Here is a 20,393-nt window from a genome sequence, read left to right as displayed (position 1 = left end):
ATAAATTTTTATAATCAAAACTGGCAAGAGATGACGGATATCAAAGAGCAGTAATTGTGGTGCATGTTGTAATATTGGTAACATTTTTATCAGAGCAGTCAGGTGTAACGAGAATAAAAATCGAGGTAAGGTAATGAACAATAAAAACATACAAATAGTTAATCTACTGATTTCGCATAGTCAAATATTGTTACGATCCCGAGACTATGATGAGAAACTGAGTCAGTGGGGGAAAGGAAATATTTCACAAGGTGCTGTACTTCATAAGGATTATGTCATATTTGATCCATTGCCAGATGATGCATTTGGCGCAAACGTGAATATTAAAGTAGAACAATCTTTCAATTTAGATGATAATTCTCAGCGCTGCATCGTTGTGCCATTTTTTGTTACGGAACAACATAAATTACAAGTCGCTTCAGCAACTGAAAAATTTGATTTAAGCTTAGGATTAAATGATAAAACTTATTCACTGTTTTATGAAGTTTGTGAAGGAGATGAAATTTATTATAATTTCACGCTCGTACCGACAAAAGAAACTGTTGCAGCTAAGTTTTTGCTAGACGATCCCTGGGGTGGAATAAAAAATCATCCTCTTAAAGAAGGTGTTTTTTAAATTTAAAGCTAACCAAAGAAGATTAATTTATAAAGAATCAGACGTAAAGAAGGCGATCATTATGTCGCCATCTTTAACGATGCAATTTTTCCCTTCCGCACGCAGGGCTGTTGAGCGCATGCGATGAATTCTACCGTCTCGATCGCTCATTGCCGCGTATTGACGGCGATGATGCACCGGCAGGGTTGCACGACAATCAGTTCCGGTATTTTTTGAACTGGCCGATTACTCTGAGGTACAGAAATGAAGAGAGATGACAGCGCGGTCGCGTGGATCAGATATAGACACTGCACTTTCAATAGACTCCTTTACAAGGTGACTCGTGGTCGTGGGAGTCTTCTTTTGACGCATGAAGGAACATGAAATCATTCTGAAAGGACTTCTAAGAGGCTACGTTGAGGCGAATTTACCATGATAAATGATGATGACCTTATTGAGTATGCGCGAGAAAAAATTCCGGATGAATATAATTCTTCTCTAAAAAAAAGAATAATCTTCAATGTGCATCATTTATAAACAATACTCAAGATGAGTTGCGAATAATGAAAGCGCATAAAAATAATACAAAACTTACAGGGTTGAAGGTAGAAGGTCTTGATGAATTAATTATTGCTCTTGAAAACTATGATGAAGAAACTGTCTTAGTAATTAATATCCTAACTAAGTCATTTTCCTTTAAAATTTATTCAGATAAAAACAATGCTCTACTGGGTGTTATAATCCTAAAATTAAAAAAGAAAACCAACGATGAAATTCGATTTGGGCGAGATGTTCTTAGCATTACGACTCCTCCTCCTGACATAGAAAATGATTAGTTTTTATTGCTTAAACAGGTGTACAAACCAACCAGAATCTCCATGCGTAGCGTTCTAGTATCAATTAACGCTTGCATACATGACTCCTTTGTTAAATGGAAACACTGTTTTAGGCGCAACCAAAAGTTGGATGTACTAAAATAAATCGAAATAAGAGCTCAGAGAAGCCTGTCATGAATTACGATTCATATAACGAAGTACTCGATTACCTCATTGTTTTTTTCAACGAAAGAGTGAATTCATCAATTTATTTAGAAAAAATAATGACTTTGATTGAAGGATCTCGCTCTGAAAAAACGGTGATGATAAGAGCTATTTATGAAACATACATGCAGTATGTAAAACAAAATAAAGATGGCATAAAAGTTATCGCTGGGGAAAAAGAAATGTGGATTGACTTATTGCACCATTGGCAATAAGACTTTATTGCTATGTGGATATTATTGTAAATGTTATAACAAATGTGATTTTACACGGAAAATTATCGTCATATAGTTGTTATCATGTTAAGTCGACTATATCATTAAGATCTTGTTAGACAGTCAAAAGTAAAGCAGGGGAACATGATTGAATTCAATTTAAATCCGATTACCGGTGATCTGACATTTGATGATCTTCCTTTGGGAATTGATACTGAAGAAGGATTTTGTAAGAGTGGATTATACCACGAATTAAACAAGCGAAAAGCTGTAAATAAAACCATGCCGAATCACTACCTTGTTGACTCAGTAGCGTTTTTCGACAAAGAATTTCAAGTTACTATACGCCCGTTGTGCTATGGTTTTCCTTTTATGCTTCATCTTGTTGATAAAAACAGTCAGTATTATAACGCATTAAATGACTGGAATGCGCGAGCTAATATTCACATGCTAAATGAATCAGTGAAAAGCTTATCTGATTGGCTAAAAGAATCACTCAATCTGGACACGCCTGATACCACGGAAACAGACATGATTAGGTGGCGCTTTGAATGGGGGCGGGTTTCTGTCTCATATGAGATAAAATCATTTAATCACGGGATATATTTAACCTGGAATATAATGTAGTCACTTCCAGACAAGGTGGTTTAGATATGTTAGAAATGAATTTTGATGTTAATAGTGGCTTTGTGGCTATTAACAATTACCCCCTCGAGTTAAAGGATGTTGAGACTTTTAAAAACTCCGAATTTTACATGTTATTCTCTCCGTTGAATACAATAGGCTCTTATTATTTCTCTATTGATAATATCGATTGGAAAGATCAAACTTTCATATTAGAACTGAGGCCTTCTGTGTTTTCTTTTTCTCCTTGCATATTCCTTACCAGTAAGAATGGGAATTTTTATAAAACTTTATGGGATTGGGATAAAAGAGCCAATTTGCGTAATTTATCTGAAGAAGAACAGCGCTTGACAGCATGGGTTAATAGTGAAATAACCTCACGCCCTAAACTTAAAATTAGTACGCCTCCATACGGAACTCAGTGGCATCATGAGTGGGGAAGCATTATTGTACAGTCTAATGAGAAAAGCTTCGACTGTGGAATTTATATAGAATGGAATGTTTGACTGAATGACATTATTGATTAATAAAATTAAAAGGTTATAGAAAATGAGAATAACTAATCGACTGAAAAAGAAGGTACTAGTCCTGGATGGCATAGATAATGACTTTTTAGATTCTGGCGCAGAAATAGCATGCCCTGAATGCGAGGGAGTAATAATCTATTCTATCGTAAACTCATATGAATTTGACTCGCTCTCTGAAGATGTGAAAGACTTTTTTGTTAAGAAAATGAGAGGTGTGAAGTTTGTTAGTGAACATAAGAAGTATATCTACGATGAAAGCCAATTATATGTTTCGAAAAACACTTGTTCAAAGTGTGTAAAGGAATTTTCTACTGTATTAACGTATAAAGAAGTGCAGCCAGCACGATACCGGGTATATCTTGTGGGGCTTTTTGAAGGTGATTTGAAACAGATCAAACTTTAAAAGTTGAGGTTTACCGATGATTGAAAATCTCATTTGTATTAAAGAAAATGACCTGCTTCAGTGGGCGTGTGCTGAACGTAACATACGGGTTAGGATGCCATTTTTAGACTCTGCAATGGTCGACTCAACACGCCAGTTAGTCTTTGCGTTAAGCGAACCAAAGCCATTACCAACTATTTTGACCATCTTCAGTGCTCAGGGCGAAAAACTATTTTGGTCTGCACCTCCTGAAGGCGCTATTTTCTATTACTTAACTTTCAACCAGTCAAAGGAAGTAATTGTGGCCTGTAGCTATGTGGTAAAGCAAAACGGCTGGCATGACTGGTTCTATTCGTGGAATAGGAAGAATAACGCGTTGTCTCGATCGGGCCCTGCATATTAAGATCAAATGTGCCCAAAATGATAACGATACCCGATGGCAACAGAGGAACTGCATAAGCAATTCCAACAAACGGCTAAAAACACAGCTGAGAGGCAAAGGATGAGCACGGTTTATATTGTCATTTTAACCTATATCAAACCACTCGAAGAGATTGACGCAGCAATACCTGCGCATGTCGAGTGGCTAAAAAAAGGGTATGCAGAGGGAATTTTCCTCGCATCCGGAAAACGGGTGCCGAGAATCGGTGGCGTCATTCTCGCGAAATGTGAGAGTCTTGCCTCTCTTGAAGAGCGATTACGCGAGGATCCTTTTCAGAGGTTAAAGCTCGCGACGGCTGAAATCATTCCTTTTGAACCCAGCATGAAAACAGAACTCTTAGACAATGTCTTTTGACCCCGCAATAAAAAAACCACGCCAGGGCGTGGTTTTTTTTCATTCAAGACGACTCAGACGTTGAACAGGAAGTTCATCACATCGCCATCTTTAACGATGTATTCTTTCCCTTCCGCACGCATCTTGCCGGCTTCCTTCGCGCCTTGCTCACCCTTGTAGGTGATGAAATCTTCAAACGCGATGGTCTGCGCACGAATAAAGCCTTTCTCGAAGTCGGTGTGGATTTTACCCGCAGCCTGAGGCGCAGTTGCACCCACTGGAATGGTCCAGGCACGCACTTCTTTCACGCCAGCGGTGAAGTAGGTCTGCAGGTTGAGCAGGGCATAACCAGCACGGATAACGCGATTCAGCCCGGGCTCTTCCAGGCCCAGTTCTGCCATAAACTCATCACGCTCTTCGTCATCCAGTTCGGCGATATCGGCTTCTACTGCGGCACAAACCGGAACCACGACAGAACCTTCTTTCTCGGCGATAGCACGCACCTGATCGAGGTACGGGTTATTTTCAAAACCGTCTTCGTTCACGTTGGCAATGTACATGGTTGGCTTCAGCGTCAGGAAGCTCAGGTAGCGGATGAGCTCTTTCTCGTCTTTGCTCAGATCCAGAGAACGCAGCATGCCCGCGTTTTCCAGCTGTGGCAGACATTTTTCCAGCACCGCCAACTCGGCTTTGGCATCTTTATCGCCACCTTTGGCTTTCTTGGAGATACGGTGGATCGCACGCTCGCAGGTATCAAGATCCGACAGCGCCAGCTCGGTGTTGATGACATCAATATCTTCAGCCGGGTTTACTTTACCCGCTACGTGAATGATGTTGTCGTTCTCGAAGCAGCGTACAACGTGGCCGATCGCTTCGGTCTCACGGATGTTGGTCAGGAACTGGTTACCCAGGCCTTCACCTTTGGATGCGCCTTTTACCAGGCCCGCGATGTCCACGAACTCCATGGTGGTCGGCAGAATACGCTGCGGCTTCACGATTTCCGCGAGCTGATCCAGGCGCGGGTCCGGCATTGGCACCACGCCAGTGTTAGGTTCGATGGTACAGAACGGGAAGTTCGCCGCTTCGATACCCGCTTTGGTAAGCGCGTTAAACAGGGTGGATTTGCCCACGTTTGGCAGACCGACGATACCGCATTTGAATCCCATTTCTAAATCACCTTAATATCTTGATAATCAATCCGTTAACGATAACCGATTGATGAAAAGTAAATAACTACGCCTATTATACACGTAACCCGCATGACGCGCGGTAAAAAAGCCGGAACGGGCAGATTATTGCGCTTTGAAAGCGTGTAAGCGGTTTGTCGCTTTGGTTAACCCGTCTTTTAGCCAGATTTCGGTGCAGCGCGCCGCTTCGTCTACCGCTTCGTCAATCAGTTTCTGCTCAGAAACCGGGGGCTTACCAAGTACGAAACCGACAACTTTGTTTTTATCGCCCGGATGGCCGATTCCGACGCGCAAACGGTGGAAATTCGGGTTATTGCCCAGCTTGCTGATGATGTCTTTAAGACCGTTGTGGCCGCCGTGCCCGCCGCCCAGTTTGAATTTTGCTACGCCAGGCGGGAGATCCAGCTCATCGTGAGCCACCAGAATTTCATCCGGGTTGATGCGATAAAACGTTGCCATTGCCGCCACAGCTTTACCGCTCAGGTTCATAAAGGTGGTAGGCACCAGTAAACGAACATCCGCGCCAGCAAGGTTGATACGTGAGGTATATCCGAAGAATTTAGGTTCTTCACGCAGGGGAGCACGTAACCGCTCGGCCAGCAGATCGACATACCATGCCCCGGCATTGTGGCGGGTAGCCGCATATTCTGCGCCCGGGTTGGCGAGGCCGACAATCAGTTTAATCGTCACGATTCAATTCCTAATGGGTTCCAGATCTGGCGCGTAGTTTACTGTCTGACGCGCCGCTTGACAAAATTCTGCGATCGTCGAAGCGAAATACGAATAATTTCTGATTTGAACAATTAGAATTTCAAGCTGTTCAAAGTGTTATTTGTAAACTTTTGTTTGGGAGTTATCTGTAATTGTGATCATTCACGCAACTCATAAAAGGGGCGTTGTCTATACTTTACACACAAGGATTAGGGGCTTTTCCCCTGACAACCCAAAGTTCCGGAGGTGACACATGAAACGCAAAAACGCTTCGTTACTCGGTAACGTGCTGATGGGGTTGGGGCTGTTCGTGATGGTAGCCGGCGTGGGTTATTCAATTTTAAACCAGCTGCCGCAGCTTGATCTTCCGCAATACTTTGCGCATGGCGCGATATTGAGCATCTTCATTGGTGCAGTGTTGTGGCTGGCGGGAGCACGCGTGAGTGGCCATGAGGAAGTGTGTGACAAATACTGGTGGGTGCGCCACTACGATAAACGCTGTCGTCGCGACCAGCATAAGCACAGCTAGTGCTATGATAAAGAACACCGAAACGGCTCCTGAGGGAGTCGTTTTTTTTGCATCAAAGGTTGACCCTCACGTAACGTAAGGCTCCAGAGTGATGCCACTGGCAAAGAAAAGGAGCAGTTATGTTGATTCAGGTGGGTGAGCTGGCGAAACGTGCCGGGATCACCGTGCGGACATTGCACCACTATGAGCAAACAGGGTTGTTGCTGCCTTCTGCCAGAAGCGCGGCAGGTTATCGGCTTTACAACCTGGCGGATGTCCAGCGTCTGCACATGATTCAGGCGCTGGCAAAAGCGGGGCTGGAACTTGCTGAAATCAGGGATTTCCTGGAACAGGAGTCGCTGTCGTTAACCGAATTACTCGATGCGCAAATCACGCTGCTGGATAAACAGCTGCGCAGCATACATACGCTGCGCGACCGGCTGGTGGAGCTGCGGACCGGGCTTCTCGACGATGCGACGCCGGATCTGGAATCCTGGCTACAGACTCTGGAGTTAATGAATATGTACGATCGCTGGTTTAGCAAAGAAGAGTTACAGCAGCTCCCGTTTGCGGTGCAGAAGGATGCGCTGGCGGCTATCTGGTCAGGGCTGGTTGCAGAGGCAAACACGCTGTTGAAACAGCACATACCCGTTACGGACCCGCGGGCCATGGACCTGGCGACGCGCTGGATGGAACGCCTGGAGCAGGATACGGCGGGCAAGCCGGAATTTCTCACCCGGCTGAATGAAATGCATAGCGTTGAACCGCAGATGCAGGTGCAGACCGGTATCACGCCGGTGATGACGGTTTACATCACGCGCGCGTTTGCGGAATCAAAGCTCAACATATGGGAGAAGTATCTCACTGCCGAAGAGATGGCCTTTACCCGGGCACACTACTTTGACCGCATGATGGAGTGGCCGCCGCTGGTGGCAAAACTGCATCAGGCGCTGCGAGAAAATATCGACCCCGCCTCTGACGATGCGCAAAAGCTGGCTGAAAACTGGCTGACATTGTTCCAGTCTTACGCGGGCACCAGCCCGGAGACTCAGCAAAAGTTTCGCACGGCCATGCAGCAGGAGCCGCATCTGATGAAGGGAACCTGGATGACGCCTGCCGTGCTTGCTTGGCTCCAGCAGGCGATCGGGGTGATGATGCAAAGACGTTTCTCTGCACCAGGTGGCTCACAGATCCGCTAATGCGGCTTCACGGTTAGGATAAAAGGCAAGGCGGCCAGGGATCGGCTGCACGCCCGCCCGCGCCATGGTGCGCAGTGGCTGAAACTCCAGGTTACTCACCCGCAGTTCACAGCCTTCCGGCAGACGTGCAACAAAGCGCTGGAAGGCATCCAGGCCGCCTGCATCCAGCACCGGTACGGCATCCCATTTCAGCACCACAACCCGTTTGCCCGCGATGCGGGACTCCAGATCGCTGAACAGACCTTCCGCCGCGGCGAAGAACAGCGGGCCAATTACGCGCAGAACCAGCACATCATCAGGCACCTCTACGTTGACCGGGGAGAGGCGCGTCATTTGCGCAATGCGGCGCATAAACAGCAAAGAAGCCAGCACGATCCCGACGCTGATGGCGATAACCATATCGAACAGCACAGTCAGCGACATGCAGATCAGCATCACGATGATGTCGTCTTTCGGCGCGCGACGCAGCAGGTTCACCACCTTATGCGCCTCACTCATGTTCCAGGCCACCATCAGCAGCAGGGCGGCCATGGCGGAAAGCGGTAGCCAGGAGAGCAGCGGGGCGAGGATCAGCAGGGCGAGGATCACCAGCACGGAGTGGATAACCGCCGAAACGGGTGAGGTTGCCCCCGCGCGCACGTTTGCAGCTGAACGGGCGATGGCTGCCGTTGCGGTAATTCCACCGAAGAACGGCGCGACAAGGTTGCCTAATCCCTGACCGACCAGCTCGCTGTTAGCTTTGTGCTTGGTGCCGGTCATCCCGTCCAGAACGACGGCGCAGAGCAGGGATTCAATCGCCCCCAGCATCGCCATAGAGAACGCGGCTGGAAGCAGGGCGCGCAGGGAATCCCAGCTTAGGGTAAAGCTGGAGCCGGGCATGTCCCACGGCAGCACCAGCTGCGGCAACAGCTGCGGAATGCCGCTACCCTGTGAACCGTCCGCCAGAACATAGTGGAACTGCGAGCCGATAGTCGCGACGTGACCACCGAACATATTGACGATGGCCATCACCGCGCAGCCCAGCAGCAGCGCGGGCAGGTGGCCCGGCAGACGGATCCCCAGACGGGGCCAGACGATCAGCGTGCCCAGCGTTACAATCCCGATGGCGGCGTCGCCGAGGTTCGCAGTCGGTAGCGCCATAAACAGGGCCCCCACTTTTTGCAGGTAGTGTTCCGGTACGTGGGGCATCTGCAGTCCGAGGAAATCCTTGATCTGCATGGTTCCGATGGTGATACCAATCCCCGAGGTGAACCCTAGCGTCACGGAAAGGGGAATGTACTCAATCAGCCGCCCAAAGCGGGCCAGGCCAAACAGAATCAAAAAGACCCCGGACATCAGGGTGGCGACCAGCAGGCCTGCCAGACCAAACTGCTGTGAAACCGGGTAGAGGATCACCACAAAGGCGGCGGTCGGGCCGGAAACGCTGAAGCGCGAGCCGCCCGTCAGGGCAATGACTATCCCGGCAACGGCCGAGGTGTACAGGCCATACTGCGGGGCAACGCCGCTGCCAATCGCCAGCGCCATCGCCAGCGGGATGGCAATAATGCCTACGGTGATCCCGGCAATCAGGTCACGCACAAAGCGTGAGGAGGTGTACTTCTCTTTCCAGCAGGCGTCGATGAGGGCGCGAAAGGGCAGAACATGTGAGGAGGCTACGTTTTTCACAATTATCTATCATCCGTATGCGCATCATCTGTCATGTGAATGGCAGGTGAAGGAGGCATTAATCATACAAATAAAACTCAGAGACAAAAAAACCCGCCGCAGCGGGTTTTTCGGCCGTGTTCGATTAGTGTTCGAACATTGCTGAGATAGATTCTTCGTTGCTGATACGACGAATCGCTTCGGCCAGCATCCCGGACAGGGTCAGGGTACGCACGTTTGGCAGTGCCTTGATCTCGTCGCTCAGTGGGATGGTATCGCATACCACAACTTCGTCAATTACGGAGTTGCGCAGGTTGTTTACGGCATTGCCGGAGAAGATCGGGTGGGTCGCGTAAGCGAATACGCGCTTAGCACCACGCTCTTTCAGCGCTTCAGCCGCTTTACACAGCGTACCGCCGGTATCGATCATGTCGTCGACCAGCACGCAGTCGCGGCCAGCCACGTCACCGATGATGTGCATCACCTGAGAAACGTTAGCGCGCGGACGACGTTTGTCGATGATCGCCATGTCGGTATCGTTCAGCAGCTTAGCGATAGCGCGAGCACGTACCACGCCGCCGATATCCGGAGAAACCACGATTGGGTTATCCAGGTTCAGCTGCAGCATGTCTTCCAGCAGAATTGGGCTGCCGAATACGTTATCAACCGGGACGTCGAAGAAGCCCTGGATCTGCTCTGCGTGCAGGTCAACGGTCAGTACGCGGTCAACGCCTACGCTGGACAGGAAGTCAGCGACAACTTTAGCGGTAATTGGCACACGCGCGGAACGGACGCGACGGTCCTGGCGGGCATAGCCGAAGTAAGGGATTACAGCAGTGATACGGCCTGCGGAAGCGCGACGCAGGGCGTCGACCATAACAACCAGTTCCATCAGGTTGTCGTTCGTTGGAGCACAGGTGGACTGGATGATGAAAATATCACCACCGCGTACATTTTCGTTAATTTGTACGCTGACTTCGCCGTCGCTAAAGCGACCTACGGCGGCGTCGCCGAGGGAAGTGTACAGGCGGTTGGCAATACGTTGTGCTAGTTCCGGGGTGGCGTTACCAGCAAAAAGCTTCATATCAGGCACGAGAAGAACCTCAGGCATGCGTCCAGTGGTGGATAGCGTTCGCCGTAAACTGTGCGGGCCAGGCAAAGGCTATCCAGGCGGTGTATTAAAGAGCGCGATGCAACGTCTGGAACAGGGTGACGTTGTCACCGAAACTCAGTCTGCGCCAGAATGGCCTGCTGTAGGGGGGAAATGTTCATCCCACGCGCTACAAAACCATGCAGCCAAACCGGCGCTTGCTCAAGCACCTGACGAGCGGCGGATTCGGTGTCAAATTCAGCAAAGACACAGGCCCCTGTACCAGTCAGGCGCGACGGCGCGTATTCTAACAGCCAGGAAAGCACCGCATCAACCTCGCGAAAACGTTTTCTTGCGATATCCTCGCAATCGTTGCTGAATTCACAATTTAATAACGTTTCTATTGACCGAACCGGGGTATTCCTTTTCAGGTCAGGATCTTTAAAGATGACCGGAGTCGGAATGCTCACGCCAGGGTGAGCAACCAGATACCATTTCTCCGGCGGTTCAGCCGGGGAGAGGATCTCACCCACGCCCTCGGCAAAGGCCGCATGACCGCGCACAAACACCGGGACATCCGCCCCCAGCGTCAAGCCCAGAGTTGCCAGTTCGTCCGTCGACAGCCCGCAGCCCCAGAGGTGGTTCAGCGCAACCAGCACGGTCGCGGCGTTAGATGAGCCGCCGCCCAGACCGCCGCCCATCGGCAGACGTTTCTCAATACGAATATCCGCACCGCTTCCTGCGGGCAGACGGCCTGATTCCGCCGCGGCTTTCATCAGCAGACGCGCGGCGCGCACGATCAGGTTGTCCTCATGCGCCACGCTATCGACCGGCGTCAGGAGGCAAATCTGCCCGTCCTGACGCAGTTCAATGGAGATCGTGTCGCCATAGTCAATAAACTGAAACAGCGTCTGCAGGGTGTGATAACCGTCAGCGCGCTGGCCGGTGATGTACAAGAACAGGTTCAGCTTTGCCGGAGAGGGCCATTGGGTCATCATTTAACGATCCAGTTGTCCATTTTCAGCTTGATACGCTGGCTGCCCTGGGTCAGTTCCATATTCGATGGCAGCGACGGTTTACTCTTACTGTCATAGGCGCTGTACACCACTTTCCAGGTTTTACCGTTCTGGGTGTAGTTCACCTGGCTCAGACGATACTGATCGTCCAGGGTGTAGTCGGTGGCGTCACCCGGCAGGCCGAGGATCCACTGGCGCAGGCTGTTGAGCGGGATAGGCATCCCGGTCAGCTTGCCAATCATCTCTTCGGCATCGGTCGCGGTGTAGTGCTGACCTTTGTTATCGGTGATCTGCGCTTCACCCGGTTTCGCGATAAGCTCCAGCTCGGTGCTGCCCAGCGGGTTCAGCAGCAGCAGGCGATAGTGGTCCTGACCCGTCTGCTGCCAGAAGAAGCGGGCATAAACTTTTTGTTCGTCAGAGAGATAAGCGAACGCGCCGCGGGTCTGGTACTGGTTCAAATTACGGACGTCCTGCTGGTGCTGACGCCACTGCGGTGAATCAGGGCTTTTGCCCGGGCCTTTTGGCTGGGTGACGGTACACGCGGTCAGAACCAGTGCTGCCAGCGGCAGCAGGCGAATCAGTCGGGTCATAATAAGGACAAATCCTTGAGATACGTTGCAGTTATAACTGTTAATGCTAGCGTCGAAGGGGGCTACCGTCTACGTTCAAATTATCTCAAAGCGTTGTATCTACCCTAAATAATTCAAGCTGCATGAAGGCGGCAAGAGAGTGAATCCCCATGAGCATAGATAACTATGTGATTGGGGTGAACGAGCGCAGCCAACGCGCATGCAGCTTGAAGTATGACGGGTATAAGCTATTACTCCGAAAGGGGGCTGTCTCTTTTATTGATCTCGCGCATCCTGTATGATGCGTTCTGCTAACCTTATTAACGCTGGTACTACTCCCGCTCAACATGACCCTATTAGCACTCGGCATCAACCACAAAACGGCCCCGGTTTCGCTGCGAGAACGCGTAACGTTTTCGCCAGATACGCTCGACCTGGCGCTGGACAGCCTGCTTGCACAGCCGATGGTGCAGGGTGGCGTGGTGCTCTCGACGTGCAACCGTACCGAGCTCTATTTAAGCGTGGAAGAGCAGGATAACCTGCACGAAGCGCTGATCCGCTGGTTATGCGACTACCACAATCTCAATGAAGACGAGCTGCGCAACAGCCTGTACTGGCATCAGGACAACGATGCCGTCAGCCATCTGATGCGCGTGGCCAGCGGGCTGGATTCGCTGGTGCTCGGCGAACCGCAGATCCTGGGGCAGGTGAAAAAAGCGTTTGCGGATTCGCAAAAAGGGCATCTGAAGGCCAGCGAGCTGGAGCGCATGTTCCAGAAGTCGTTCTCCGTGGCGAAGCGTGTGCGAACCGAAACCGACATTGGTGCCAGTGCGGTTTCCGTTGCTTTCGCGGCCTGCACCCTTGCGCGCCAAATCTTTGAATCCCTCTCCACCGTCACCGTGATGCTGGTGGGCGCGGGCGAAACCATCGAACTTGTGGCGCGCCATCTGCGCGAGCATAAAGTGAAAAAGATGATTATCGCTAACCGCACCCGCGAACGCGCGCAGGTGCTGGCGGATGAAGTGGGCGCAGAGGTGGTTGCCCTGAGCGACATCGATGAACGTCTGAAAGAGGCGGACATTATTATCAGCTCGACCGCCAGTCCGCTGCCGATTATCGGAAAAGGGATGGTGGAGCGTGCGCTGAAGTCCCGTCGTAATCAGCCGATGCTGCTGGTGGATATTGCCGTCCCGCGCGATGTTGAGCCGGAAGTGGGCAAGCTGCCTAACGCCTACCTCTACAGCGTGGATGACCTGCAAAGCATCATTTCGCACAACCTCGCCCAGCGTAAAGCGGCGGCGGTGCAGGCGGAAACCATTGTTGAGCAGGAAACCAGTGAGTTTATGGCCTGGCTGCGCGCGCAAAGCGTCAGCGAGACCATCCGCGAGTATCGCGGACAGGCGGAGCAGGTGCGTGACGACCTGACAGCCAAAGCGTTAGCGGCCCTGGAGCAGGGCGGCGACGCACATGCAATTATGCAGGATCTGGCGTGGAAACTGACCAACCGCCTGATCCATGCGCCAACCAAATCTCTTCAGCAGGCCGCCCGTGACGGGGATGATGAACGCCTGACTATTCTGCGCAACAGCCTCGGGCTGGAATAGCGCCCTATACCCATTTTCTAAGACAAGGTGCACTTACGCCTATGAAGCCTTCTATCGTCGCTAAACTGGAAGCTCTGCACGAGCGCCATGAAGAAGTCCAGGCGCTGCTCGGCGATGCCGGGACCATTGCGGACCAGGAGCGTTTTCGCGCGCTCTCACGTGAATACGCGCAGTTAAGTGATGTTTCTAAATGCTTTACCGACTGGCGACAGGTTCAGGAAGATATCGAAACCGCGCAGATGATGCTCGACGATCCTGAAATGCGCGAGATGGCGCAGGAAGAGTTGCAGGATGCGAAAGCGCGTTCTGAAGAGATGGAGCAGCAGCTTCAGGTGCTTCTGCTGCCAAAAGATCCGGACGACGAGCGTAACGCGTTCGTGGAAGTCCGCGCCGGGACCGGCGGTGACGAAGCGGCACTGTTTGCCGGGGATCTGTTCCGCATGTACAGCCGCTACGCCGAGTCGCGTCGCTGGCGCGTGGAGATCATGAGCGCCAACGAAGGCGAACACGGTGGCTACAAAGAGGTTATCGCCAAGATCAGCGGCGACGGCGTGTACGGTCGTCTCAAGTTTGAATCCGGCGGTCACCGCGTGCAGCGCGTACCGGCCACCGAATCCCAGGGCCGTATTCACACCTCCGCCTGTACGGTGGCGGTGATGCCGGAGCTGCCGGAAGCGGAACTGCCGGACATCAATCCGGCGGACCTGCGTATTGATACTTTCCGCTCCTCTGGCGCGGGTGGTCAGCACGTTAACACCACCGACTCCGCCATCCGTATTACCCACCTGCCAACCGGCATTGTCGTCGAATGTCAGGACGAGCGTTCACAGCACAAAAACAAAGCCAAAGCGCTGTCCGTGCTGGGCGCGCGTATCCACGCGGCCGAAATGGCGAAACGCCAGCAGGCGGAAGCGTCTACGCGTCGTAACCTGCTGGGGAGCGGCGATCGCAGCGACCGTAACCGCACCTACAACTTCCCGCAGGGCCGCGTCACCGACCACCGCATCAACCTGACGCTGTACCGTCTGGACGAGGTGATGGAAGGGAAGCTGGACATGCTGATTGAGCCTATCGTGCAGGAATACCAGGCCGACCAGCTGGCGGCACTGTCCGAGCAGGAATAATGGATTTTAAGCGCTGGTTACGTGAGGCGGCCGGTGAGCTTTCCGAAAGCGAAAGCCCGAAACGCGATGCCGAAATTTTGCTTGAGTATGTGACGGGTAAAGCCCGCACGTATCTGCTGGCTTTTGGTGAAACCGAACTGACCGCGGAGCAGGAAGCGCAGCTCGCCGCGCTGCTTGCCCGTCGTAAAACCGGCGAGCCGGTGGCGCACCTTGTCGGTGAACGTGAGTTCTGGTCGTTACCGCTGTTCGTCTCGGCGGCGACGCTGATCCCGCGTCCGGACACCGAATGTCTGGTGGAGCAGGCGCTGGCGCGTTTACCGGCGGCGGCCTGCAGTATTCTCGACCTCGGGACGGGAACAGGTGCTATCGCGCTGGCGCTCGCCACCGAGCGGCCCGACTGCGCGGTGACGGCGGTGGATGTCATGCCCGACGCGGTGGCGCTGGCGCAGCGTAACGTGGAACGTCTCGGGGTCCGCAACGTGACGGTGCTGCAAAGCAGCTGGTTTTCCGCGCTGGAGAATCGCACATTTGCGATGGTTGTCAGCAATCCTCCTTACATCGATGAACATGACCCGCACCTTGCGCAGGGAGATGTTCGCTTCGAACCGCTGACGGCGCTCGTGGCTGCCAACACGGGATTAGCCGATCTTGATCACATTGTGACAACGTCACGGGAACATTTACTTCCCGGCGGCTGGCTGCTCGTGGAGCATGGCTGGACGCAGGGAGAAGCCGTGCGCGCACTGTTTACGCAAGCAGGTTATGACGCTGTCGAAACCTGCCGCGACTACGGCGGCAACGAACGCCTGACGCTGGGGCGGTGGTCTTGAGTTCCGGGTATCTGCCATTTACTGATAAAGGCGTAAGGCTGACTGAAAGGCAGTTTGGCGTTATCATCTACATCGTTTTGAGTTTTATCGCGCCTGAGCGTCATTGTTCGCTCAGGCGTTACTGGGGTAAGTCATGAGGTCCTTAGCCGATTTCGAATTTAATAAAGTGCCGCTTTGCGATGGCATGATCCTGATTTCAGAGATGATTCGCGACGATTTTACGTCGCAGTTTGTCTATGATGAGCTGGAGAATCTGGTCAGCCTGGCGCGTGAAGAGATTAATCAGGCTCGCCCGCAAGACTGGCAACTAGAGAAGCTGCTGGAGCTTTTCTACGGCGAATGGGGTTTCTGCGACACGCGGGGCGTGTATCGCCTGTCTGACGCATTATGGCTGGACCAGGTCTTAAAAAATCGTCAGGGCAGCGCCGTGGCACTGGGGTCTATTTTACTATGGGTCGCACAGCGTCTGGATATTCCGCTGGTGCCGGTCATTTTCCCGACGCAGATGATCCTGCGTGCAGAGTGGCTGGACGGCGAAATGTGGCTCATTAATCCCTTTAACGGCGACACGCTGGATGAACATACGCTGGACGTGTGGCTGAAAGGCAATATCAGCCCGGTGGCCGAACTCTTCAACGAAGATCTCGACGAGGCGGACAACGCAGAGGTCATTCGCAAGCTGCTGGATACGCTGAAGTCTGCATTAATGGAAGAGCGTCAGATGGAGCTGGCCCTGCGCGCCAGCGAAGTGCTGCTGCAGTTCAACCCGGAAGATCCGTACGAAATTCGCGACCGCGGGCTGATCTATGCCCAGCTCGACTGTGAGCATGTGGCGCTAAACGATCTGAGCTATTTCGTTGAGCAGTGTCCGGAAGACCCCATTAGCGAAATGATTCGTGCGCAGATCAACGCGATCTCGCACAAGCAAATTACACTGCATTAATCTTAATTCCGATTCACACCTGAATAAGGCGATCCTATGAAACAAAAAGTGGTTAGCATTGGTGATATCAAGGTAGCAAACGACCTGCCGTTCGTCCTGTTTGGCGGCATGAACGTGCTGGAATCCCGCGACCTCGCCATGCGTATCTGCGAACACTACGTGACCGTGACCCAGAAGCTGGGCATCCCGTACGTGTTTAAAGCCTCTTTTGACAAAGCCAACCGCTCCTCCATCAACTCTTACCGTGGCCCGGGCCTGGAAGAGGGGATGAAGATTTTCCAGGAGCTGAAGCAGACCTTTGGCGTGAAAGTGATCACCGACGTGCATGAAGCCTCTCAGGCGCAGCCGGTGGCAGACGTGGTTGACGTGATTCAGCTCCCGGCATTCCTGGCTCGCCAGACTGACCTGGTGGCGGCGATGGCGAAAACCGGTGCCGTGATTAACGTGAAAAAACCGCAGTTCGTCAGCCCGGGCCAGATGGGTAACATCGTTGATAAGTTTATCGAAGGCGGTAACGATCAGGTGATCCTGTGTGACCGTGGCGCTAACTTCGGTTACGACAACCTGGTTGTCGACATGCTGGGCTTCAGCGTGATGAAGAACGTCTCTAACCAGTCTCCAGTGATTTTCGACGTGACCCACGCCCTGCAGTGCCGCGACCCGTTCGGTGCCGCATCCGGTGGCCGTCGTGCCCAGGTGACCGAGCTGGCGCGTGCCGGTATGGCGACCGGCCTGGCAGGTCTCTTTATTGAAGCGCACCCGGATCCGGCTAATGCGAAATGCGACGGCCCATCTGCGCTGCCGCTGGATAAGCTGGAGCCGTTCCTGAAACAGATCAAAGCGATTGACGATCTGGTGAAGAGCTTCGACGAGCTGGATACCAGCAACTAATAAAAAAACCCGCTTCGGCGGGTTTTTTTATGTTTTCTCCCTCTCCCTGTGGGAGAGGGTTGGGGTGAGGGCATCAGGCCGCACCGGATCACTCTTACGCAAAAATCGTCATTAAGTACGCAATAAACAAGGCCATATGCGCCGCGCCGTTCAGCACGTTGGTGCGCCCGGTGGAGAACGAAATCTGGCACAGCAGCAACGAGGCCACCATCACAATCATTTCCGGCGCACCCAGCGCAAACTGCAGCTCGTTGCCCGTCATAAAGGCAATCAGCGTCACCACCGGAACGGTAAGTGAAATGGTCGCCAGTACGGAGCCGAAGAACAGGTTCATTGCGCGCTGCACCTGATTGTTTAAGACGGCTTTCAGCGCACCCAGCCCTTCAGGAGACAGGATCAGCAGCGCCACCAGGAAGCCGGTAAAGGCTACCGGCGCGTTCAGCTCGGTTAACAGCCTTTCCAGCGGGTTGGCGTTCATCTTGGTGACGGCAATCACCGCAATCAGATGTACGATCAGCCAAACCGTATGCCACGCGCTGCTGTGGGCCGACGGCTTACCGTGGTGCGGATCATCGTCGTCGCTGTCGTCTTCATGCTCATACACAAACAGGCTCTGGTGCGTTTTGGTCTGAATCAGCAGGAACACGCCGTACATGGCGGCGGAAATCAGTGCGACCAGCAGTGCCTGACCGGTAGAGAAATTCGCGCCCGGCAGCGCCATCGGGAAGACCAGCACGATAATGGCCAGCGGGAAGAGGGCGATCAGATACTGTTTAATGCCGAACAGGTTCATATACTGGGTCGCGAACTTGCGCCCGCCCAGCAGCAGAGAGAAGCCCACCAGGCCGCCCGTCACAATCATAATGATAGAGTAGAGCGTGTCGCGCATCAGCGTCGGCGCGGCATCGCCGGTCGCCATGAGCGCGGAAATCAGGCTGACTTCGAGAATAACGACGGAAAGGCTGAGAATTAACGATCCGTACGGCTCGCCCAGACGGTGGGCCAGGACGTCCGCATGGCGAACGACGCTAAATGCGCTGGTTAAGATGCCGACCAGGGCAAGAATATTGATACCAACCACCACTGGCAGTGACTGACTGCTTCCCCAGAAGAGCAGCACAGCCAGTGCCAGAACCGGGAAAATGAGTGACGTCTCCTTGTGGCGGGTCTTTACCGCCTCGAGTGTTGCTGTCATGAGCTTCTCCATCAATGCAGGTGCTTGTAATTATAGATAGATTTTTGAGGTCATTAAACTAACAGATCTCTGTTAAATACCCTTTATTTTTTACTTAATTTTACCCTTTGTCATAAATTTAATACCTGACTCCTGTAATTGATGGTTTTCATATAATACTTATTAAATAACAATAAATTACATTTGGTTTGAAACCATAAATTAAGGCCGGGTGGCACGCTGCCATATCGTCGTCCACACTTATCTCTTTAAGCAAAAGAGAGGTGAGTGATGCCATATAAAACGAAACGCGAATTACCAGACAACGTGCAAAACGTGCTGCCCGCTCACGCGCAGGATATCTACAAAGAGGCGTTTAACAGCGCCTGGGATCAATACAAAGATAAGGACGATCGCCGGGATGATGCCAGCCGTGAAGAGACGGCACACAAAGTCGCCTGGTCCGCCGTAAAACATGAATATGAAAAAGGAGGCGACGATAAATGGCATAAAAAGAAATAGCCGTGAAATAATTCGCTGCCTTCATTTTGACTTTTCAGGCGGTTGAACTGCCGTTGTATTGCAACTGGTCCGCTAATTGCTTATCGTTATTTAACTGCTGGCAAAATGACCAGCACATAATGCCGGGAAGGCGAATTACAGATGTCGCAAGGAAGCATGCAGTGGCGGAGGTGTAAAGTGTTAACGCGTGATTTCTTAATGAAGGCAGATTGTAAGACGGCATTTGGTGCTATTGAGGAATCGCTTCTCTGGTCAGTTGAACAACGTGCGGCGTCACTTGCTGCCACGCTTGCCTGCCGCCCGGATGATGGCCCGGTATGGATTTTTGGCTACGGTTCCCTGATGTGGAACCCGGCTCTGGAATTTGTCGAATCGGCAACGGGAACGCTGCCTGGCTGGCATCGCGCATTTTGCCTGCGTCTGACGGCCGGACGCGGCAGCGCGTGCCAGCCGGGACGTATGCTTGCACTGAAAGAGGGCGGGCGCACCACGGGCGTGGCGTATCGCCTTCCTGATGCCTCGCTGGAAGAGGAGCTTACGCTGCTCTGGAAGCGTGAGATGATCACCGGCTGCTATATGCCGAGCTGGTGCAAGCTGGAGCTGGACGACGGACGCACCGTCAATGCGCTGGTGTTTATTATGGACCCGCGTCATCCGCTGTATGAAGCGGACACCCGCACGCAGGTCATAGCCCCGTTGATTGCTGCCGCCAGCGGACCGCTGGGGACCAATGCACAATATCTCTTCTCCCTGGATCAGGAGCTGACCCGCCTCGGCATGAAAGACGATTGTCTGAATGAGCTGGTGGTAAAGGTGAAGGCTCTGCTGGAAGGGAACCCGCTCAACGGCACGCTGCGACCGGGCTTTGCCTGATGATACGCCCGGCTCGCCGGGCGTTTATTATTATGCAGCCACGTAGCTGACGGAATGCTCCAGCGACTGGCTGTGGCTGTCGATCAGCACATCCCACGTGCCGGTATACGGTACGGTAAGCCACGCTTTATCATCCTGCACGGTGAGAATATCCGCCTGGGATTGTTTATGTGCTTTCGCACTCATCAGGTGAATACGACAGCGCTCTGAGCAACGCACCACTACCGTATCCCCGCCAAACAGTTTCAAACTTGTTTTTACCAGTGCCATTTTTTTACCCCGTCGATTTTGCCCATCCCGAGCGTGATATTGTTCACAAATTACTCATTGCATAACACCAAAGCGGGGGG

25 protein-coding genes and 1 pseudogene are annotated in these 20,393 nt (G+C 52.1%); 18 read left to right on the top strand and 8 right to left on the bottom strand.

The genetic code is table 11. From position 1 onward, the window contains the following. Window positions 1–133 precede the first annotated feature (133 nt). From comJ to AC0TOY_RS04705, 8 genes are all read left to right on the top strand, one after another. The gene (comJ, locus tag AC0TOY_RS04740) at window positions 134–616 is read left to right on the top strand and encodes a competence protein ComJ (RefSeq protein ID WP_048990650.1); all 483 of its coding nucleotides are present in this window, start codon (window positions 134–136) and stop codon (window positions 614–616) included. Window positions 617–1,158: 542 nt separating this feature from the next. After that, window positions 1,159–1,431 (top strand): hypothetical protein, encoded by a 273-nt coding sequence (locus tag AC0TOY_RS04735; protein ID WP_473721543.1) that lies wholly within the window; start codon window positions 1,159–1,161, stop codon window positions 1,429–1,431. Window positions 1,432–1,604: 173 nt separating this feature from the next. Beyond that, window positions 1,605–1,850, top strand: coding sequence for a hypothetical protein (locus tag AC0TOY_RS04730; protein ID WP_024907057.1), 246 nt, complete (start codon window positions 1,605–1,607; stop codon window positions 1,848–1,850). A 144-nt stretch (window positions 1,851–1,994) separates the two neighbouring features. Continuing rightward, window positions 1,995–2,477 carry a hypothetical protein gene (locus tag AC0TOY_RS04725; RefSeq protein ID WP_024907058.1) on the top strand — a complete coding sequence of 161 codons (483 nt, stop codon included), beginning with the start codon at window positions 1,995–1,997 and terminating at the stop codon, window positions 2,475–2,477. A gap of 26 nt (window positions 2,478–2,503) precedes the next feature. Then, window positions 2,504–2,980 (top strand): hypothetical protein, encoded by a 477-nt coding sequence (locus tag AC0TOY_RS04720; protein WP_473721542.1) that lies wholly within the window; start codon window positions 2,504–2,506, stop codon window positions 2,978–2,980. A gap of 43 nt (window positions 2,981–3,023) precedes the next feature. Beyond that, a complete protein-coding gene (locus AC0TOY_RS04715; RefSeq protein ID WP_024907059.1) occupies window positions 3,024–3,404 on the top strand; it encodes a hypothetical protein in 381 nt (126 codons plus the stop codon). A 16-nt stretch (window positions 3,405–3,420) separates the two neighbouring features. Further along, window positions 3,421–3,786 (top strand): hypothetical protein, encoded by a 366-nt coding sequence (locus AC0TOY_RS04710; protein ID WP_024907060.1) that lies wholly within the window; start codon window positions 3,421–3,423, stop codon window positions 3,784–3,786. Window positions 3,787–3,885: 99 nt separating this feature from the next. After that, window positions 3,886–4,179, top strand: a complete 294-nt coding sequence (locus AC0TOY_RS04705) for a YciI family protein (RefSeq protein WP_024907061.1) — start codon at window positions 3,886–3,888, stop codon at window positions 4,177–4,179. A gap of 53 nt (window positions 4,180–4,232) precedes the next feature. On the opposite strand, the gene ychF is transcribed toward AC0TOY_RS04705, so the two are convergent. Then, window positions 4,233–5,324: a redox-regulated ATPase YchF gene (gene ychF / locus AC0TOY_RS04700; protein ID WP_020690896.1), complete on the bottom strand. Its 1,092-nt coding sequence runs from the start codon at window positions 5,322–5,324 to the stop codon at window positions 4,233–4,235. Window positions 5,325–5,450: 126 nt separating this feature from the next. Then, window positions 5,451–6,035, bottom strand: a complete 585-nt coding sequence (pth, locus tag AC0TOY_RS04695; protein WP_023336005.1) for an aminoacyl-tRNA hydrolase — start codon at window positions 6,033–6,035, stop codon at window positions 5,451–5,453. Window positions 6,036–6,309: 274 nt separating this feature from the next. On the opposite strand from pth, the gene ychH reads away from it, so the two are divergent. After that, window positions 6,310–6,585 carry a stress-induced protein YchH gene (gene ychH, locus AC0TOY_RS04690; RefSeq protein WP_024907062.1) on the top strand — a complete coding sequence of 92 codons (276 nt, stop codon included), beginning with the start codon at window positions 6,310–6,312 and terminating at the stop codon, window positions 6,583–6,585. Window positions 6,586–6,704: 119 nt separating this feature from the next. Then, window positions 6,705–7,763: a MerR family transcriptional regulator gene (locus AC0TOY_RS04685; protein ID WP_473721541.1), complete on the top strand. Its 1,059-nt coding sequence runs from the start codon at window positions 6,705–6,707 to the stop codon at window positions 7,761–7,763. On the opposite strand, the gene dauA is transcribed toward AC0TOY_RS04685, so the two are convergent. From dauA to lolB, 4 genes are all read right to left on the bottom strand, one after another. Then, a complete protein-coding gene (gene dauA, locus AC0TOY_RS04680) occupies window positions 7,749–9,428 on the bottom strand; it encodes a C4-dicarboxylic acid transporter DauA (protein ID WP_473721540.1) in 1,680 nt (559 codons plus the stop codon). The two genes, AC0TOY_RS04685 and dauA, sit on opposite strands and share 15 nt — an antisense overlap. A gap of 124 nt (window positions 9,429–9,552) precedes the next feature. Then, the gene (gene prs / locus AC0TOY_RS04675; RefSeq protein WP_003856663.1) at window positions 9,553–10,500 is read right to left on the bottom strand and encodes a ribose-phosphate diphosphokinase; all 948 of its coding nucleotides are present in this window, start codon (window positions 10,498–10,500) and stop codon (window positions 9,553–9,555) included. Window positions 10,501–10,625: 125 nt separating this feature from the next. After that, a complete protein-coding gene (gene ispE / locus AC0TOY_RS04670; RefSeq protein WP_157189324.1) occupies window positions 10,626–11,495 on the bottom strand; it encodes a 4-(cytidine 5'-diphospho)-2-C-methyl-D-erythritol kinase in 870 nt (289 codons plus the stop codon). After that, window positions 11,492–12,103: a lipoprotein insertase outer membrane protein LolB gene (lolB, locus tag AC0TOY_RS04665; RefSeq protein WP_024907066.1), complete on the bottom strand. Its 612-nt coding sequence runs from the start codon at window positions 12,101–12,103 to the stop codon at window positions 11,492–11,494. The genes ispE and lolB overlap by 4 nt, the downstream gene beginning before the upstream one ends. Window positions 12,104–12,429: 326 nt before the next feature. On the opposite strand from lolB, the gene hemA reads away from it, so the two are divergent. The 6 genes and pseudogenes from hemA to kdsA all read left to right on the top strand — a co-directional run bounded on the left by hemA (window position 12,430) and on the right by kdsA (window position 17,474). Further along, on the top strand, window positions 12,430–13,686 hold the full coding sequence (hemA, locus tag AC0TOY_RS04660; protein ID WP_024907067.1) for a glutamyl-tRNA reductase: 1,257 nt from the start codon (window positions 12,430–12,432) through the stop codon (window positions 13,684–13,686). Between the two features lie 41 nt (window positions 13,687–13,727). After that, window positions 13,728–14,810, top strand: coding sequence for a peptide chain release factor 1 (gene prfA, locus AC0TOY_RS04655; RefSeq protein ID WP_021240360.1), 1,083 nt, complete (start codon window positions 13,728–13,730; stop codon window positions 14,808–14,810). Further along, window positions 14,810–15,640, top strand: a complete 831-nt coding sequence (gene prmC / locus AC0TOY_RS04650; RefSeq protein ID WP_157189323.1) for a peptide chain release factor N(5)-glutamine methyltransferase — start codon at window positions 14,810–14,812, stop codon at window positions 15,638–15,640. Before prfA ends, prmC begins: the two co-directional genes overlap by 1 nt. A gap of 8 nt (window positions 15,641–15,648) precedes the next feature. Then, window positions 15,649–15,732: pseudogene (locus tag AC0TOY_RS04645) on the top strand (siroheme synthase); the annotation flags it as partial. Window positions 15,733–15,773: 41 nt separating this feature from the next. Further along, window positions 15,774–16,583, top strand: a complete 810-nt coding sequence (gene sirB1, locus AC0TOY_RS04640; RefSeq protein ID WP_248272686.1) for an invasion regulator SirB1 — start codon at window positions 15,774–15,776, stop codon at window positions 16,581–16,583. Window positions 16,584–16,619: 36 nt separating this feature from the next. After that, window positions 16,620–17,474, top strand: coding sequence for a 3-deoxy-8-phosphooctulonate synthase (gene kdsA, locus AC0TOY_RS04635; RefSeq protein WP_048990640.1), 855 nt, complete (start codon window positions 16,620–16,622; stop codon window positions 17,472–17,474). A gap of 94 nt (window positions 17,475–17,568) precedes the next feature. Here the strand turns inward: kdsA and chaA are convergent, their stop codons facing one another. Next, window positions 17,569–18,669 (bottom strand): sodium-potassium/proton antiporter ChaA, encoded by a 1,101-nt coding sequence (gene chaA / locus AC0TOY_RS04630; protein ID WP_473721539.1) that lies wholly within the window; start codon window positions 18,667–18,669, stop codon window positions 17,569–17,571. Between the two features lie 270 nt (window positions 18,670–18,939). On the opposite strand from chaA, the gene chaB reads away from it, so the two are divergent. Next, entirely contained in the window at window positions 18,940–19,170 is a 231-nt protein-coding gene (gene chaB, locus AC0TOY_RS04625; RefSeq protein ID WP_090420993.1) for a putative cation transport regulator ChaB, read from the top strand. Between the two features lie 177 nt (window positions 19,171–19,347). Beyond that, window positions 19,348–20,043 carry a gamma-glutamylcyclotransferase gene (locus tag AC0TOY_RS04620; protein ID WP_473721538.1) on the top strand — a complete coding sequence of 232 codons (696 nt, stop codon included), beginning with the start codon at window positions 19,348–19,350 and terminating at the stop codon, window positions 20,041–20,043. A 30-nt stretch (window positions 20,044–20,073) separates the two neighbouring features. Here AC0TOY_RS04620 and AC0TOY_RS04615 read toward each other — a convergent pair whose 3' ends face one another. Continuing rightward, window positions 20,074–20,313 (bottom strand): DUF1883 domain-containing protein, encoded by a 240-nt coding sequence (locus AC0TOY_RS04615; RefSeq protein ID WP_024907074.1) that lies wholly within the window; start codon window positions 20,311–20,313, stop codon window positions 20,074–20,076. Window positions 20,314–20,393: the final 80 nt, after the last annotated feature.

The organism is Enterobacter sp. PL_is379, from assembly GCF_055817355.1.
This window is presented reverse-complemented; position numbering and strand designations above follow the sequence as displayed.

Coding starts and splice junctions, on each gene's coding strand:
- comJ (WP_048990650.1), top strand. CDS start 134: ATGAACAATAAAAACATACAAATAGTTAATCTACTGATTTCGCATAGT.
- AC0TOY_RS04735 (WP_473721543.1), top strand. CDS start 1,159: ATGAAAGCGCATAAAAATAATACAAAACTTACAGGGTTGAAGGTAGAA.
- AC0TOY_RS04730 (WP_024907057.1), top strand. CDS start 1,605: ATGAATTACGATTCATATAACGAAGTACTCGATTACCTCATTGTTTTT.
- AC0TOY_RS04725 (WP_024907058.1), top strand. CDS start 1,995: ATGATTGAATTCAATTTAAATCCGATTACCGGTGATCTGACATTTGAT.
- AC0TOY_RS04720 (WP_473721542.1), top strand. CDS start 2,504: ATGTTAGAAATGAATTTTGATGTTAATAGTGGCTTTGTGGCTATTAAC.
- AC0TOY_RS04715 (WP_024907059.1), top strand. CDS start 3,024: ATGAGAATAACTAATCGACTGAAAAAGAAGGTACTAGTCCTGGATGGC.
- AC0TOY_RS04710 (WP_024907060.1), top strand. CDS start 3,421: ATGATTGAAAATCTCATTTGTATTAAAGAAAATGACCTGCTTCAGTGG.
- AC0TOY_RS04705 (WP_024907061.1), top strand. CDS start 3,886: ATGAGCACGGTTTATATTGTCATTTTAACCTATATCAAACCACTCGAA.
- ychF (WP_020690896.1), bottom strand. CDS start 5,324: ATGGGATTCAAATGCGGTATCGTCGGTCTGCCAAACGTGGGCAAATCC.
- ychH (WP_024907062.1), top strand. CDS start 6,310: ATGAAACGCAAAAACGCTTCGTTACTCGGTAACGTGCTGATGGGGTTG.
- AC0TOY_RS04685 (WP_473721541.1), top strand. CDS start 6,705: ATGTTGATTCAGGTGGGTGAGCTGGCGAAACGTGCCGGGATCACCGTG.
- ispE (WP_157189324.1), bottom strand. CDS start 11,495: ATGATGACCCAATGGCCCTCTCCGGCAAAGCTGAACCTGTTCTTGTAC.
- lolB (WP_024907066.1), bottom strand. CDS start 12,103: ATGACCCGACTGATTCGCCTGCTGCCGCTGGCAGCACTGGTTCTGACC.
- hemA (WP_024907067.1), top strand. CDS start 12,430: ATGACCCTATTAGCACTCGGCATCAACCACAAAACGGCCCCGGTTTCG.
- prfA (WP_021240360.1), top strand. CDS start 13,728: ATGAAGCCTTCTATCGTCGCTAAACTGGAAGCTCTGCACGAGCGCCAT.
- prmC (WP_157189323.1), top strand. CDS start 14,810: ATGGATTTTAAGCGCTGGTTACGTGAGGCGGCCGGTGAGCTTTCCGAA.
- sirB1 (WP_248272686.1), top strand. CDS start 15,774: ATGAGGTCCTTAGCCGATTTCGAATTTAATAAAGTGCCGCTTTGCGAT.
- kdsA (WP_048990640.1), top strand. CDS start 16,620: ATGAAACAAAAAGTGGTTAGCATTGGTGATATCAAGGTAGCAAACGAC.
- chaA (WP_473721539.1), bottom strand. CDS start 18,669: ATGACAGCAACACTCGAGGCGGTAAAGACCCGCCACAAGGAGACGTCA.
- chaB (WP_090420993.1), top strand. CDS start 18,940: ATGCCATATAAAACGAAACGCGAATTACCAGACAACGTGCAAAACGTG.
- AC0TOY_RS04615 (WP_024907074.1), bottom strand. CDS start 20,313: ATGGCACTGGTAAAAACAAGTTTGAAACTGTTTGGCGGGGATACGGTA.